The 15,702-nt window shown below is 42.9% G+C and carries 17 protein-coding genes; 6 read left to right on the top strand and 11 right to left on the bottom strand.

Annotated elements, in window-relative coordinates; all coding sequences use genetic code 11:
- Positions 1-156: 156 nt before the first annotated feature.
- The 10 genes from WAX46_RS11210 to WAX46_RS11165 form a co-directional block, all read right to left on the bottom strand.
- Positions 157-1,491, bottom strand: a complete 1,335-nt coding sequence (locus WAX46_RS11210; protein ID WP_336493996.1) for an MmgE/PrpD family protein — start codon at positions 1,489-1,491, stop codon at positions 157-159.
- Positions 1,482-2,639, bottom strand: coding sequence for an amidohydrolase (locus tag WAX46_RS11205; protein ID WP_336493994.1), 1,158 nt, complete (start codon positions 2,637-2,639; stop codon positions 1,482-1,484). The genes WAX46_RS11210 and WAX46_RS11205 overlap by 10 nt, the downstream gene beginning before the upstream one ends.
- A gap of 35 nt (positions 2,640-2,674) precedes the next feature.
- On the bottom strand, positions 2,675-3,421 hold the full coding sequence (locus WAX46_RS11200) for an amino acid ABC transporter ATP-binding protein (RefSeq protein ID WP_336493993.1): 747 nt from the start codon (positions 3,419-3,421) through the stop codon (positions 2,675-2,677).
- Positions 3,422-3,433: 12 nt separating this feature from the next.
- The gene (locus WAX46_RS11195; RefSeq protein ID WP_336493991.1) at positions 3,434-4,108 is read right to left on the bottom strand and encodes an amino acid ABC transporter permease; all 675 of its coding nucleotides are present in this window, start codon (positions 4,106-4,108) and stop codon (positions 3,434-3,436) included.
- 24 nt (positions 4,109-4,132) lie between these two features.
- Positions 4,133-4,927 carry an amino acid ABC transporter substrate-binding protein gene (locus WAX46_RS11190; protein ID WP_336493990.1) on the bottom strand — a complete coding sequence of 265 codons (795 nt, stop codon included), beginning with the start codon at positions 4,925-4,927 and terminating at the stop codon, positions 4,133-4,135.
- Between the two features lie 22 nt (positions 4,928-4,949).
- Positions 4,950-5,453 (bottom strand): GNAT family N-acetyltransferase, encoded by a 504-nt coding sequence (locus tag WAX46_RS11185; RefSeq protein ID WP_226566578.1) that lies wholly within the window; start codon positions 5,451-5,453, stop codon positions 4,950-4,952.
- 11 nt (positions 5,454-5,464) lie between these two features.
- The gene (locus WAX46_RS11180; protein WP_336493989.1) at positions 5,465-6,796 is read right to left on the bottom strand and encodes an LLM class flavin-dependent oxidoreductase; all 1,332 of its coding nucleotides are present in this window, start codon (positions 6,794-6,796) and stop codon (positions 5,465-5,467) included.
- A 200-nt stretch (positions 6,797-6,996) separates the two neighbouring features.
- Complete coding sequence (locus WAX46_RS11175) at positions 6,997-7,269, bottom strand: hypothetical protein (RefSeq protein WP_336493987.1); 273 nt, start codon at positions 7,267-7,269, stop codon at positions 6,997-6,999.
- 43 nt (positions 7,270-7,312) lie between these two features.
- Positions 7,313-8,089: a right-handed parallel beta-helix repeat-containing protein gene (locus WAX46_RS11170; protein WP_336493985.1), complete on the bottom strand. Its 777-nt coding sequence runs from the start codon at positions 8,087-8,089 to the stop codon at positions 7,313-7,315.
- Positions 8,090-8,223: 134 nt separating this feature from the next.
- Positions 8,224-8,412, bottom strand: a complete 189-nt coding sequence (locus tag WAX46_RS11165; protein ID WP_336494000.1) for a hypothetical protein — start codon at positions 8,410-8,412, stop codon at positions 8,224-8,226.
- 308 nt (positions 8,413-8,720) lie between these two features.
- Here WAX46_RS11165 and WAX46_RS11160 point away from each other — a divergent pair, with 308 nt between their 5' ends.
- A complete protein-coding gene (locus WAX46_RS11160; protein ID WP_226566574.1) occupies positions 8,721-10,214 on the top strand; it encodes a peptide MFS transporter in 1,494 nt (497 codons plus the stop codon).
- A gap of 45 nt (positions 10,215-10,259) precedes the next feature.
- On the opposite strand, the gene WAX46_RS11155 is transcribed toward WAX46_RS11160, so the two are convergent.
- Positions 10,260-11,693, bottom strand: coding sequence for an amino acid permease (locus tag WAX46_RS11155; protein ID WP_376776389.1), 1,434 nt, complete (start codon positions 11,691-11,693; stop codon positions 10,260-10,262).
- 322 nt (positions 11,694-12,015) lie between these two features.
- On the opposite strand from WAX46_RS11155, the gene tcyA reads away from it, so the two are divergent.
- The 5 genes from tcyA (at position 12,016) to WAX46_RS11130 (ending at position 15,692) form a co-directional block, all read left to right on the top strand.
- Positions 12,016-12,831, top strand: a complete 816-nt coding sequence (gene tcyA, locus WAX46_RS11150; protein ID WP_336493983.1) for a cystine ABC transporter substrate-binding lipoprotein TcyA — start codon at positions 12,016-12,018, stop codon at positions 12,829-12,831.
- Positions 12,818-13,510: an amino acid ABC transporter permease gene (locus WAX46_RS11145; RefSeq protein ID WP_336493981.1), complete on the top strand. Its 693-nt coding sequence runs from the start codon at positions 12,818-12,820 to the stop codon at positions 13,508-13,510. The genes tcyA and WAX46_RS11145 overlap by 14 nt, the downstream gene beginning before the upstream one ends.
- Before the next feature lie 12 nt (positions 13,511-13,522).
- Positions 13,523-14,266, top strand: coding sequence for an amino acid ABC transporter ATP-binding protein (locus WAX46_RS11140; RefSeq protein ID WP_336493980.1), 744 nt, complete (start codon positions 13,523-13,525; stop codon positions 14,264-14,266).
- A 177-nt stretch (positions 14,267-14,443) separates the two neighbouring features.
- The gene (locus WAX46_RS11135) at positions 14,444-15,136 is read left to right on the top strand and encodes a 4'-phosphopantetheinyl transferase family protein (RefSeq protein WP_336493978.1); all 693 of its coding nucleotides are present in this window, start codon (positions 14,444-14,446) and stop codon (positions 15,134-15,136) included.
- A gap of 256 nt (positions 15,137-15,392) precedes the next feature.
- Positions 15,393-15,692 carry a hypothetical protein gene (locus WAX46_RS11130; protein ID WP_226566569.1) on the top strand — a complete coding sequence of 100 codons (300 nt, stop codon included), beginning with the start codon at positions 15,393-15,395 and terminating at the stop codon, positions 15,690-15,692.
- Positions 15,693-15,702: the final 10 nt, after the last annotated feature.

Below are 15,702 nucleotides of genomic sequence, written 5' to 3'. Positions count from 1 at the left end.
CTAAAGCCACTACTTCTAATTGATTTCTTCTCTCTTCTTCACGTTTCGATAACATGTTCATCCCCCGCAGAATTGTGTTATTACCCTTATTATACAAAAAAGCTTGTAGACTTTGTCTACAAGCTGACTCATCTCTATAGATGAGCCTTTTCCGTATCATGCCAGTAGCTGCAAATAAGAAGAGTCGTTTTCCTCTTCAATTGCCTGTACAATCATCTGCGCATGTGAGGCGTCTGTGACACTGTTTAACTTTTGCATGATGTCTACTTTCGATAAAGCGTGTCCCGGTGCTCCCCGCGGAATATCGACCCGCTTGCTGATGGTAGTGCCGTCAGATAATGTGAGCTTCACAATCGTAAAGCGTCCTTTTGGAACGGCATCAGGATGGGATTCCACCGTATGATCATATTCTCTGTTGACCCGCTTCATCCATGTCCGCAGCTCAGGTGAAATGGCTTTTTTCGTAAAGGCAGCTAGTGAAAAAGTGTATCCAAACACCGCAAGTGCGATGACGTACTCGACACTGAATCGTCCTTCTTCTCCAGTCAAAGGCGTCCGCTCAGTGAGTGCTGCATCTCCGCCAGGTGGAAAAATGACATCTACCTGTTCAATCTGATCCCGTAAGGATGCCCGCTCTTTCACCAAAGACTCAATTGCATCTGCTGCATGGTGTGCAGCTGAGCAGAATGGATAAACTTTGAACCATAACCCTGGCGATACAATGCGCCACGTAACGCCATAGCCTTCTAGCAATCGTCTTTCCGCCAGTTCCTGATCTCCATAGAGTGAAAAGAAACCATTCTCCCCATCAAGAACCGAGTCACTTCCGCCAAAACCTAAACAAGCTACATCCATTGACCACACGGCTGTTTTAGCGGCTAAGCCTGCTTGTAATGGCTTCATATGAGTTCCAAATTGCTTTCGCATTCCGGCTGATTGCGCACCAGCAAAGCCGATCGCTTTCGTCAGCTCTTCCTGAGAGACATTTTTTAAATAGCCAATGGCACATACTGCCGCAATGGCTCCGAGTGTTCCCGTATTATGCCACCCTCGCTCGTAATGCGCCTTGCCGATGGATTCACCGAGCCTTGCCATCACTTCGACGCCAGTTATATAGGCGGCTAAAAATCGGTCGCCATAACTTTCACCTGCTGTGAGCTGCGAAAGCAAAGCCGGGACGATGACTGCACTTGGATGTCCTCTGACATCTGAATGCACATCATCATAATCAAGAGCATGGATGAGGTAGCCGTTTAGCATCGCTGCTGATTGTCGGCTGACCTTCTTCCCTTGTCCAATGACGGGAATTTGAGCTGCTCCGCCTTCTTCTTCCACAAGCGTCATCAGCATCTGATGACCTTCATCCTCTTTAGCAGCAAACGCTGCTGCCGCAACGTCTAACAGACCGTTTTTAGCCATTTGTATGCCCTGTCGATCTTGCAGAGGATCAGCTGACAGCACAGCCTCTGCTAGCTGTTTCGTTAGTTCCATGATCGTGACTCCAATGCCCGTACCGCAAGCTCGGCAAAGAAAGCTGCGGCAACTGGAAGCGCGTCTTCATTTAACGTAAAGGCAGGGTGGTGCCACTCCTCGGTGCCGCTTGTCCCCATCCATACAAAAAAGCCTGGAATGCTCTCTTGATAAAGGGCAAAGTCTTCTCCGCCTGGTGACTGCTCTGCCTGCGATACTGTGAGATCAAGCGCACCAGCCGTTTCTTCTACCACCTTTGTCAGCCGCTCATCATTCATCACAGAAGGCAAATAAGGATGCCATCTCACTTCTGCCTTAGCTCCAAATCCTTCTGCAATTCCGCTCACGATTTGTTTCATGAGATCTGGAATCATCGCTCTTACTTGCGGCTCAAACGTTCGAACAGTTCCTTCCATTTTGACAAGGTCAGGTATCACATTCCATGACGTACCGCCTTGAATACATGTGATGCTGACAACCGCATGATCCAAGGAGCTAATGCGGCGGCTGACAATTTGCTGAAGGGCGCTTGTGATCTGCCCGCTGATGGCAATTGGGTCCACTGTGTGATTCGGAATTCCTGCATGACCACCCGTTCCTTTAATATCGATTTCAAATCGATCGACACTAGCCATTAACGCCTTTTCTCTGATGCCGATGGTGCCAACTGGCAGGTCAGGTTTATTGTGCATACCGAAAATCGCATCAACCCCATCTAAAACTCCTGCCTCTATGACGTGTTTTGCCCCTTGAGCGACTTCCTCAGCCGGTTGGAACAAAATGCGAACCGTTCCCTTAATCTTGTGTTTACGATCGTTTAATAAGACGGCCGCACCAAAAATCGAAGCCGTATGGAAATCATGACCGCATGCATGCATTTTTCCCGGTACCTTTGAAGAAAATAGTTCGCCAGATGCTTCTTCAATCGGAAGTGCATCAATATCGGCTCTAAGAGCAATCGTTGGTCCCTCTTGTTCTCCTTTTATTTCACAGACAACCCCTGTTTGAAGAGCAGGGACATCACGTACAGTGATCCCTTCCTCTTCTAACCAGCGGCGGAGTTTCTTTGTCGTTTCATATTCTTCAAATGACAATTCTGGATGTTCATGAAGCGCTCTGCGAATGTTAATTAAACGTTTGTTTAAGGCTTCATTTCCAATTGATTTCACTAGACATCCACCTCTCTTAAGAAATAAAAAGCAGCTTATGCTTCTTCAGACGCTGCTTCTTTTTGGATAAATCGTTTTGTTCGTTCATTCTTCGTTTCATCAAACAATTGTGCTGGCGTCCCTTGCTCGATAATATGACCATCTGCCATAAAAATCACATGGTCTGCCACTTCTCTTGCAAACGCCATTTCATGTGTAACGATGATCATGGTCGTTTCTTGAATCGCAATGGATTTAATGACTTGAAGCACGCCTGAGACTAACTCTGGATCTAGTGCTGACGTCGGTTCATCCAGCAAAATGGCATGAGGATCGACCGCTATCGCACGGGCAATGCCAATCCGCTGCTGCTGTCCGCCAGATAACGTGACCGGATAGCTGTCAGCTTTTTGTTCTAGCCCTACCTTCTTCAGCAGCTTCATCCCGATCTCATTCGCCCGCTGTTTGGTCATTTTTTTCGTCAAAAGAAGTGACTCTATAATATTTTGTAAGGCTGTCTTGTTTTTAAATAAATTATAGTTTTGAAACACCATGGCCGTTTGTAGACGCAGGTGAATCGCTTCTTTACGTGTATATTTGGACGCATTCAGCTTCGCATCGCCAATTTCAATCGTGCCTTCATCTGGCGTTTCTAATAAATTTAAGCAGCGCAGCAATGTTGACTTACCGGAGCCAGAAGGTCCGATAATGGCCACAACCTGCCCTTTTTGTACGTCAAGGTCAATGCCGTCTAAGACGACAAGGTCGTCGAATGATTTCTTCAAATTGGTGAGCTTGATCATGTCCACACCTCCTTAATTCCGGTAAGGTTTGCTGATTTTTCGTTCATATACGTCTTGCAGGAAGCTATAAATCATCGTAAGCACCCAGTACACAATCCCAACGGCTAAATAGGTTTCAAAGTATTTATAATTGGCCGATGCAATCATCTTCCCTTGTGCAAACATTTCTGCCACCCCAATAGTAAAGGCAAGAGAGGTTTCTTTTAATAGACCAATAAAGGTATTCCCCGTCGCTGGAATGGCATTTCTGACTGCCTGCGGGAAAATAATCCTCACGTAAGACTGCCATCTTGTCATGCCGACTGATAAACAGGCCTCTAGCTGCCCTTCATCCACAGAGTTAAGAGCAGCTCTAAAAATTTCTGCTAAGTACGCTGAGTTTTTAATACTTAATCCAATAATGACCGCTGTTAAGGCATCCATTGAGGTCATCGCAGGAAATAGCTGTGGAAGACCAAAATAAATGAGAAAGAGCTGAACCAAGGTTGGAACCGCTCTAAAAAAAGAAATATACAGCTTGGCAAATGGGTATAGGACAGGTATCCGGTTTTTTGTAATGAGAGCGAATACCACCCCAATGATAATGGCAAATACCATGGAGACAATCGCCATGAAGATCGTTATCGGCAAGTATTGAATTAAGGTCGGAAAAACTGTCACCATATACTGCCAATCAATTTTATTCATGTCTACTGTTCACCACCGCTGTCTTTATTTTTTAATCGTCACTGTGACATCGTCTTTGAAATATTTTTCAGACAAATTCTTAAGTGTCCCGTCTTCTCTTAATTCTTTGATCGCTTTGTTAAATTTTTCTTTTAGTTTGTCATGCTGTTCATCTTTGGCAAATGGGTAGCCCACTTCTTCATAAACAATTGGGTTGCCTACAATTTTCAGTGGAAGGCCTGTTTTTTCAATTTGAGCAAGTAATACACTACGTCCGTTTACGTAAGCATCCACACGGCCATTTGCGACTTCATTTAATACGCCGTCTTGCGTTTCATATGTTTTGATATTGATTTTCTTATCTGGGTCTTTGCTCTCGAGGTTTTTGGCATGGTTTGAGCCAAGAATCGTCGCAACTGTTTTTCCTTTTAAATCGTCAAGATCTTTAATGTCGTTGTTGTCCTTTTTCACAATGATTTGAGTTCCTGCGTAAGCGTACGTATCTGTAAAATTGAACGTTTGTTTGCGCTCATCTGTGATCGCTACTTGGTTTGAGACAGTATCCAATTTACCAGATGTGAGCTGCCCCATCAGTCCGCTAAATTCACTTAGCTGCCAGTCTAGTTTATATCCTAGTTTTTTCGCAATTGCTTCTGTCACTTCGACATCGAATCCAACAAGCTTGCCATTTTCTTTATAAGCAAACGGATAGCTTTGTCCTGTAGCGCCTACTTTTAATACTTTTTCGTCTTCTTCTTCACTTTGATTGTTGCCGCCGCAAGCTGCTAAAACCGCAAGCATTGCTACAAATAGAACGATTAGCCACTTTTTGTTTTTCATGATCGTGAACCCTTCTTTCCTCTTATAATTGTGCAATATCTGTTCTTATTTGTTTTTTAAAATAAACCGTGATATGACCCTTGCCTAAATCCTTTTCTCCTACTCTGACGTAGCCTTTGCGCTCATACATGTCCATGAGCCACGGATGCTTATCAGCTGTACCGAGGGACACATACGGTATCTTCAGTGTATCCCTTAGCACTTCGGATTCAACCCATTCCAGCAAGGCTGAGCCTGTGCCCTTTTTAGCCGCTGGTTCTGAGGCAAACCACCATATGTGCGGAACGCCGAACGGTCCTGGCTGCTCTCCCCAAGGCATACGAAGCGATAAGGTGGATAGAAGCTCACCGTTTTCTTCCATGAGATAGCAAAGATTCTTTTGTACATTTTGCTGAACAAGGGCGAAATCTGCATGTGCCGCTTGGAACTGGATGCCGAGCTCACGAATCGGCTCATAGGCTCTTGTTGTTAGCTCAAGCAGTGCCTCTATATCTACCTCTGTTGCCAGACGAAAAGTGTATCCCAACGTTTGTCACCTCATCCTGATGTCGTGTAACGATTTTTTGGCTGCTTTAATCCGAGATTTTCTCGTAAGGTTTGTCCTGTATAATCTGTTTTGAATAAGCCTCTTTCCTGAAGGATTGGAACGACACGATCTACGAATACATCAAATCCCTCTGGTAATAGGGGTGGCATGACGTTAAAGCCATCTGCCGCTTCTTCAGTGAGCCATGTTTCCATCACATCTGCTAGCTGCTCAGGAGTTCCAATGAAAATATGATGACCACGAGATCCTGCAACAGATTGGTAGAGCTGGCGAATGGTCAGGTTGTCCTTTATCGCCATATTCATCACAAGATCAAAACGGCTTTTCACCGCATTTGACGTGTTTGGATCAATCTTTGGAAGCGGACCGTCTAATGGATACTGCGTGAGGTTAATACCACCTAAGTAGTTTTGTAAAATGCTAAGGCCAATCTCTGGAACAATCAACTCTTGTAATTCTTCATACTTCGCTTTTGCTTCTTCCTCTGTATCGGCAATGATTGGGAAGATACCTGGCATGATGCTAACATCCTCTCTAGCACGTCCAGCAGCCTCTACTTTCCCTTTTAAGTTTTGATAAAATTCCTTCGCCTTGTCGAGATCGTTTTGCGCAGTGAAAATGAGCTCAGCCGTTTTAGCTGCAAGTTTTTGCCCATCTTCGGAAGACCCTGCTTGAATGATCACTGGCTGACCTTGCGGCGTGCGTGATACGTTGAGTGGGCCCCGTACAGAGAAGAACTCACCCTTGTGCTGCAACTCATGAAGCTTACTAGTCTCGAAGAATTCTCCCGTTTCTTGGTTTCTCACAAGTGCATCCTCTTCCCAAGAATCCCAAAGACCTTTGACGACATCTACGAATTCTTCTGCTCGCTCATATCGTTTGTGGTGCGCTAAATGCTCTTCTCCACTAAAATTTTTCGCTGTTTCTTCAATAGAAGATGTGACAACATTCCATGCCGCTCTGCCGCCTGATAAATGATCGAGTGAGGCAAACTGTCTCGCAATATGGAATGGCTCACTGTATGTAGTGGATGCTGTTGCTGCTAAACCAATTGTAGAGGTAGACTCTGAAATTGAAGAAAGCAGTGTGAGCGGTTCAAATCTCGTTAATACATTCGGATGAGAGGTTTCGTTAATGGATAAGCTGTCGGCTAAAAAGAGCAGATCCAGCTTTCCTTCCTCTGCCTTTTTCGCTAATTGTTTAAAGTAATCAAGATTCATGGCTGCATCTGGTACTGCATTCGGGTGTCTCCAAGAGGCGACATGATGCCCAGTTCCTGCGATAAATACGCCTAGCTTGAGCTTCCGTTTTGGCTGTGACACTTGTTCTTCATCCTTTCTATATCCTACTGTATCAAGCTGAGATCCTCAAAAGATACATTTTTCTGATTGAATTAATCGGTTTTATCCATAAAAAAAGGGCGAATGTTGCGAAAAATGAAAAATAATTATTACTATATGCCCTTTTTACATGATTGTCAACCGCCTTCTAAACCACCAAAATAAGGGATTTTTATTAACTTTTACGGTGTGTCGATTTCAATATTTCCGATGAGCCGGTCACTTGTATGTGTCATCAATTGACTACGCTCCAGCATGTTATGAGCAATAACAGAATGAGTGGAAGACATTGTGCGGATGGCGATCGCTTTTTGAGGAGATAGATTGATGATGTTATTCCGCAGTACACGTGCTAAGGTGGCTTGGTCAATAAAAATCGCCGTTGGCTGTCCTATTGAACGATTTAAATAAAAGCGGTTATCTCCGATTTGTGGTGAACCATTTTTAATGTACATCACAACATATAAGGATGTTCTTCAAAGGAATTATCTTTAATCTCTAATGACCCTGTCGTGCTGCTGTAGACCGCGTAGTTTTGATAATGCTTAAATCGATTCCGCCATATGAAAGCCTTTGCATTCCCAGTGACGCTAATGGTATACGAGGACGTGAGCTGCGATTGTCCTTCTTGAATAAAGTGATTGCCGTTGATCCCTGCTTCCCCTTCCTGCACCCATATCCCTCTGCTGAATTAAGGATATTCGTTCCTCTCACCATTGCTGCATCGATGACAGAGTAGATTGTATTGTTTGAAAAGACGACACTATCCGATTGATAGATACGCAGTGATGCACTTCTCAGTCGTGTATTCGTCCCTGATTCAATATGATTCCCTTCAATTAAAATGCGATTGGCCATATAAACAGACACAGCCGCATCTTCAAAAAGACTGATCTTATTGCCTGTAATATGAACACTGTCTCCCCTCACATCAATGCCTTTCTCAAACCCATCAATCATATTGCCAATAATAATCACATTGTTTTCCGTTTGACCAAGCGAGACACCTAAGCTCGTTATCCCTGCTTTTGACACGCCCCCTCCCACTGCACGGATTAAATTGTTTGCAATGATCGTTTCTGTGGCGAAGCCATAGGAGATGCTACTATCTGTTTGATTGCCTTCAATGATCACACCATAGCCGTTGAAATTATAGATGGAGCTTGCATCACCCCCTCTGACAATGTTGTTTCGGATTTGAATATTCAGCGGTTTCTCCAAATTAATCGCATTTTCTCCGTATCCTTCAATATCAATCCCCATTTTCGGTTCCACCCCGTTTACCCCTGCCCTTTCAAGCAAACAGTCCTCGACAATGACACCATTGCAGCCTGTAATCGATATATTGTTTCGTCGTGAATCCGTAATTGTACAGCCGGTTCACTTTAATCACCGCATCTGACCCCATCTCAATAAAAATATGACTTGGCACCCGTATGCCTGCACACCGGAAAGGAAAAAATGTAATCACCTCTGTACAACGCATCTACTAGATACGTTCCACTCGGTAGCCAGACATGAGAGTAGCCCTGTGCTTTCGTCCATTCTAAGCATTTGTTTAGATTAGCCGTACAGTCTGTTTTTCCGTCGGCAATCACGCCAAAATCCAATACATTCACAACAGTTTTTTAGATCAGAATCATTTAATTCCCCCAACTTAAACCCCTCCTTTTCACACATGTTCTTTTGTCATTCTATGCATGTGCAAAAGGTTTGGTTGTACAATACTTCAAATTTTATATAAATTATTTGAGGATAACTTTCTGATCATTTTCACTTGAATGAATTTTCATTTTTTGAGTCTTTAAGCCTATTGAACTAATATTTCCCTGTTTTAGAATAGTTTTATATTGATACAAGAATATCATGTTTCTCATATCTCTTTTTTTAAGAAAGGATCTATGCCATGTCTACAATTGATCACGATAAAATTGTTAAAAGTGTGCCTCAAAAAGGGTTTTTTGGACATCCTAAAGGACTTTATACACTGTTTTTCACTGAATTTTGGGAGCGTTTTTCTTATTATGGCATGCGTGCACTACTTATTTATTATATGTACACAGAGGTGACAAAAGGCGGTCTTGGCTTTGACCAGACCACAGCCAATTCGATCATGTCTGTCTACGGTGCCCTTGTCTATATGTCAGGAATTATTGGTGGGTGGCTCGCCGACCGGGTATTCGGTTCTTCCAGTACGGTCTTTTATGGCGGGGTCTTCATTATGCTTGGTCATGTCATTTTGGCACTGCCAAGCGGAGCAACAGCACTCTTTATTAGTATGGGGCTGATTATTATTGGAACAGGTCTCCTGAAGCCGAACGTCTCAAACATTGTCGGTGACCTGTATACAAAAACGGACCCTCGCAGGGACTCTGGGTTTAGTATTTTCTACATGGGGATCAACATGGGTGGTTTTATTGCCCCATTAATTGTCGGAACACTCGGTCAAAAAGTGAATTTCCATCTTGGTTTCTCACTCGCTGCCGTTGGTATGCTTGTTGGACTGATTACGTTTGTGATCACGAAAAAGCCGAATCTTGGTCTTGCCGGCACTTATGTAACAAATCCGCTATCAGCAACTGAACGCAAGAACTTCAAAATTTTCGGAACATTGATTGTGCTTGTGCTCGCTGTTTTTGCTGTCATTGGCATTCAAACAGGAGCGATCACTATTAATCTATTCACTTGGTTTGTCAGTGTCCTTGGCGTCCTCATTCCAGTTGTTTATTTTATTGTGATGTATTTCAGTAAAAAGACGAGTGCAGTGGAGCAATCCAGGGTACTCGCTTATATTCCATTGTTCCTTGCTGCGGTGATGTTCTGGGCGATTCAAGAACAAGGTTCAAACATTTTAGCCACATATGCGGATCAACGAACAAATTTGAATTTCCTTGGGATGACACTAGCCTCTTCTTGGTTCCAATCATTGAACCCGATCTTTATTGTGCTGCTGTCCCCTGTGTTTGCTTGGCTATGGGTCAGACTTGGTAAGAAACAGCCGTCTACTCCGATCAAGTTCTCACTCGGCCTTCTGTTTGCAGGGTTATCCTTCATCGTCATGATCATTCCTGCATACATGTCTGGTCCAAACACATTGGTGAGCCCATTATGGCTCGTTCTAAGTTTCTTCCTTGTTGTGATCGGAGAGCTTTGCTTGTCACCAGTTGGGCTGTCAGCGACAACCAAGCTTGCACCTTCTGCTTTCTCAGCGCAAACGATGAGCCTCTGGTTTCTTTCAAATGCAATGGCACAGGCAATCAATGCGCAAGTGGTCAAACTGTTTGATAAAGTACCAGAAACCGTCTATTTCGGTATCATCGGCCTCATCGCTATCGTCTTATGTGGTGTCATGCTGCTGCTTTCACCCGTCATTAAGAAAGCGATGAAAGGCGTACATTAAATCAAAAAAGAAGCCTTCCGATGGGGTGGGCTTCTTTTTGTTGGTTTAAAAACGAATCTCATCATCTCCATGGATTTGCAGCTTGAGCGGTTCACTTTTCACCTGATGTTTTTTCACATAGCGATGATAGACGACATAACCAATAATCATGAGTGGTACGCCGACATATAACCCGATACGCTGCTCCGGATCAAAGGCAAGGCTGATCAAAACAATCGAATTCAGCGTGATAGCAATGATCGGCAGGACCGGATAAAGGGGTGTTTTAAATTTTAAGTTTTCCAGCTTTCCGCCCGCTTTCACGTACTTTCGTCGGAAAAGAAGCTGTGATAATGTAATCGTGATCCAGCCAGCCTGGGCACTCATGCCGGCAATTGAAACAATCCAGACAAAGACGGTTTTCTCTGCAAAGAACCCAGATAATAGCGAAATGCCTGTAAACAGAAAAGTAAGTAGCAAAGCATTCATCGGAATACCGCGCTGATTCACTCGTCTGAACGCCTTTCCTGCCATTCCTTCCTTCGATAAGGAATACAGCATTCTCGTTGAAGCATACAAGCCAGAGTTTGCAACAGATAATAAAGCGATGATAATAACAAAGTTCATGATGTCTGCCGCATAAGGAATCCCCGTTCTCTCAAACACGGTGACAAATGGGCTTTCGAGTACACCTGCTTCCTTCCAAGGCACCATACCCGCTAATACGAAAACAGATAAGACAAAAAAGATGAGTGTACGCCAAACCGTTTGGTGAATAGAGCGAGGTACAGTTTTCTCAGGATTTTCGCTCTCACCTGCCGCAATTCCGATCAGCTCTGTCCCTTGGAACGAAAAGTTCACCGTGATCATTGTGACAACAACGGCGAGCAAGCCATTCGGAAACAGCCCATCACTCACGAAATGACTGAAGTAAGGAGCCGGTTCCCCGCTCGTCGTTTGAATCAAGCCAAACATTGCAGCTCCGCCTACACCAATAAATAATAAGATAGCGATAATCTTAATGGTTGAAAAGAAAAATTCCGACTCCCCGAACGCTTTCGCTGACCTGGCATTTAATAAGAAAAGACACAACCCAAATATCAAACACCAAATCCACACATCCACTTGCGGGAGCCAGCGCCTCATTAGCTGTCCTGCTGATAAAAATTCAAGTGCGACTGTTGCCGCCCAGCCAAGCCAATAAATCCAGCCAACAGCAAAGCCTGCTGCAGGACTGACAAATTTGGTTGCATACGTATGAAACGACCCAGACACAGGAAGTGCGACTGACAGCTCCCCAAGACACAGCATGGTTAAATACATAATCAATCCGCCCACAATATAAGAAAGAACGGCTCCAACTGGCCCTGCTTGTCCAATCGTATAGCCCGTTCCTAAGAAAAAGCCTGTCCCAATGACACCGCCAAGTGAAATCATAAATAAATGGCGGGAAGTCATCGTCCTTTTCAATTGTTCAGGCTGATTTTGTCCAACATCCACAATGATGCCCTCCTTCTTATAAGATGCTGTGTTATCAAAACGTGTCTCCATGTGATTCATTCCATTTCAAAACAACCTACTAATTATACATCTTTTATCATAAATATGCTTCCTTCTATCGTCACTTTCACAAAGACTTTATTTTAGTAATGTTCGCACAAATAAAAGGTGATAGACTTTCAAGACGATTGAAGTTTGAAAGAAAAGGGTTGAAGGCATAAAGTTGGTGGGATTCGCTCAAGATAATTTCAAGGCTTTACTTTTAGGTTGCTTCTCTGTATGATCAATGTTGTAAATACCAACAAGAAAAGTGGGGAATAAAATGAAAAAAATGTTCTTTGCCATTATTTTAGGGGCTAGTGTTGCATTGATCACTGCATGTGGATCAACTACAAACGACAACGCTAATAAACAATCTGAGTCGAAGGAATCAGGTGACCTGTGGAAATCTATTCAGGATAAAGGCGTATTAACAATAGGTACAGAAGGTATTTATGCTCCCTTCACATTCCATGACAAAAAGACAGATAAATTAACTGGCTATGATGTAGAGGTCATCACAGAAGTAGCAAAACGCCTTGACTTAAAACCAGAATTCAAAGAAACACAATGGGACAGCATGTTTGCTGGATTGAATTCAAAGCGTTTTGACGTGGTAGCGAACCAAGTTGGTAAAACTGGACGTGAAAATCAATATGATTTCTCTGATAAATACACAACATCTCAAGCGATTGTTGTGACAAAATCAGATAACAACGACATTAAGAAACTATCTGATGTCAAAGGAAAAAAAGCAGCACAATCGTTAACAAGCAACTACAATAAACTAGCCACAGATGCTGGTGCTAAGATTGAAGGCGTTGAAGGTCTTGCTCAATCCATTCAATTGATCCAACAAGGACGTGCTGATCTGACGTTTAATGACAAATTGGCTGTATTGAATTACTTGAAAACAAGCGGTAACAAAAGCCTAAAAGTTGCATTTGAAACAGGAGATCCTCAAGAAACCTATTTTGTGTTCAGAAAAGGCAGCGGCGAAGTCGTTGACAAAGTGAATGGTGCATTAAAAGAAATGAAGAAAGACGGTACACTCGCTAAGATTTCTAAGAAATGGTTTGGTGAAGATGTTTCAAAATAATATCCTAGGAGTCGTCATTCCGTGGAATCTTCTGCAGCAATCTTTCTGGCCAATGGTGATGCAAGGAATTTATTATACAATTCCCTTGGCCATCATTGCCTTTATTATTGGTCTTTTTATCGCACTTGTAACAGCTCTTGCTAGAATGTCTAAGATCAAAGCGCTCAGATGGATTTTTTCCATTTATGTATCGGCCGTTCGTGGAACGCCGCTTTTTGTGCAATTGTTTATTATTTTCTATTTCTTTCCGACATTTAATATCACACTTGATCCATATCCAAGTGCCATTATTGCTTTTTCATTAAACGTAGGTGCGTATGCCTCGGAAATTATCCGAGCATCCGTCCTTTCTGTTCCAAAGGCACAATGGGAAGCTGGTTATTCCATTGGGATGACTCAGCGCAAAACGCTCGTCCGTGTCATTTTACCGCAGGCTGTTCGTGTATCGATTCCACCACTATCTAATTCATTTATTAGCCTAGTGAAGGATACGTCCCTTGCTTCCCAAATCCTCGTCGCAGAGCTTTTCCGTAAATCACAGGAAATTGCTGCGGCGAACTTGGATCAAATTTTGTTCGTTTATATGGAAGCAGCTTTGATCTATTGGATAATCTGCTTCATTCTATCGCTCGTGCAGAACCAAATTGAAAAACGACTTGATCGATATGTCGCAAGGTAAGGAGGGAACGACATGCTAACAGTCAAAGGCTTAAACAAATCCTTTGGTGAAAATGAGATATTAAAGTCGATTGATTTTACGATCAACAAAGGGCAGGTTGTAGCCATTTTGGGTCCATCAGGTTCAGGAAAAACAACGATGCTTCGCTGTTTAAATGCACTTGAAACACCAAATGGCGGCTCCTTTACCTTCGATGATTTCTCGATTGATTTTTCAAAAAAGATTAAACCAGCTGACCTGCTGAAGCTTCGTCGTAAGTCGGGAATGGTGTTTCAGGATTATCACCTGTTTCCACACCGCACAGTTCTTGAAAATGTAATGGAAGGTCCTGTCCAAGTACAGCGCCGGACGAAGGAAACGGTTCGAAAAGAAGCCATCCAACTCTTACAAAAGGTTGGGCTTGAAGATAAAAAAGATCTTTACCCATTCCAGCTGTCAGGCGGACAAAAGCAGCGTGTCGGCATTGCCCGAGCACTAGCTATTCAGCCAGAGCTTATGCTTTTTGATGAACCAACTTCTGCGCTTGACCCTGAGCTTGTCGGGGAAGTCTTAAAGGTCATGAAGGATCTGGCCAAAGAAGGCTGGACCATGGCGGTTGTCACACATGAAATCAAGTTTGCCCAAGAAGTGGCGGACGAAGTGATTTTTATTGATGGCGGTGTCATCGTCGAACAAGGTCCTCCAGAAGAAATTTTCAAACGACCGAAGGAAGAACGAACAATGCAATTCTTAAACCGGATTTTGAATTCAGTATGATCAAAAAGGCTGTTCTCACGTGATGAGAGCAGTCTTTTTCTATCTTTTTTGTGCAAAAATCACAGAATATTTTAGACCATCGTGATCCCGCCGTCACTTTATGCTTTTATTGAAAAGGATGCTTCGCACGGTGTTCGTCAAATGGTACAATAAATGTAAAAAAAATTGAGGTTCATTATGAAGATTTTCGCTATCCAATTACAACAATTAGATGAAATAGATGCACGAAAACAAATAGATCAACTGAAGCCCTTTGTGTCACCTGAAAAGCGCGTAGCGGCTGAGCGTTTCCGTTTTCTGATTGATGCAAGAAGAACGCTGTTAGGTGACGTGCTGATTCGTCAAATGATTCATGATATGTACGATCTGCCTATCGATCAGGTCGTTTTTGAAACAGAAGGGAATGGCAAGCCTGTTGTCCAGCAAGTCCCTTCCTTTCATTTTAATCTTTCTCACTCTGGCGATTGGGTAGTGTGCGCAGTAGATGATGCACCCGTTGGCATCGATATTGAGGAAATGAAGCCCGTTGATCTAGCGATTGCCAAGCGATTTTTTTCAGCTGATGAATATCAGGATTTACTTTCACAGCCAGTGGAACGGCAAGAAGCCTACTTCTTTCATCTTTGGTCAATGAAGGAGGCCTTTATCAAGCTGACCGGACAGGGATTATCCTACGGGCTCTCGTCCTTTACAGCCCGTCTGTCAGAAGATGGACAGCCTACTTTGACATTACCTGATCATGAAGCCCCTTGCTTTGTCCAAACATACTCACTTGATCCTGCCTATCAAATGGCCGTATGCACGAGAAAGCCTGTTGCGGCTGAGAGCGTAGAGACATTCACTTGCAGAGAGGTTCTGTCCCGTCTCTAATAACGTGTGATTTGCTGAAGTGCCGTCTTTAGCAAATCCACTCCACGTGTTAATTGCTCTTCTTCACATGCCAGATGTTACAACAGTTAATCAGTTGCTAATTTTAGAAAATGTATGTTCTGTCAATTATGACAACTCATTAAAATAAATCTGAATTTTATGTTTAACTAAATGAAATACAGTATTAAAAAACTATTTATTAAAATTCCTTTTTGTGTATAATATGGATATATAAGTAAGGAAGGGGGTGTTAAATATGGAAATAGGATTAAAAAACAGATTTTTTGCTTTTTTAGGCTTGAGTCTTGTTTTTACTCTAACTTTAACAACTTTGATTTTATTGATTCTTGAACCAGTTACACCTTTTGCAAATCTAGTAGCAAACTATCCTCAAATACCTGGTTGGGCATTAACTTCTATTAGTGCAATTCTAAATGCAGCTGGTACAGTTGGTGCTATCGCTGCTGTCTTAGGAACTTTTGGACTTGGTGCTATTGCTTCTCTAGTAATTAGTTATGCTAGAAAACATGGAGTGAAATACGCTATTTCTTTCTAAAAATTATTTA

It is taken from the genome of Bacillus sp. FJAT-53060, assembly GCF_037104745.1.
GTDB classification, from domain to species: domain Bacteria; phylum Bacillota; class Bacilli; order Bacillales; family Bacillaceae; genus Bacillus; species Bacillus stratosphericus_B.
This window is presented reverse-complemented; position numbering and strand designations above follow the sequence as displayed.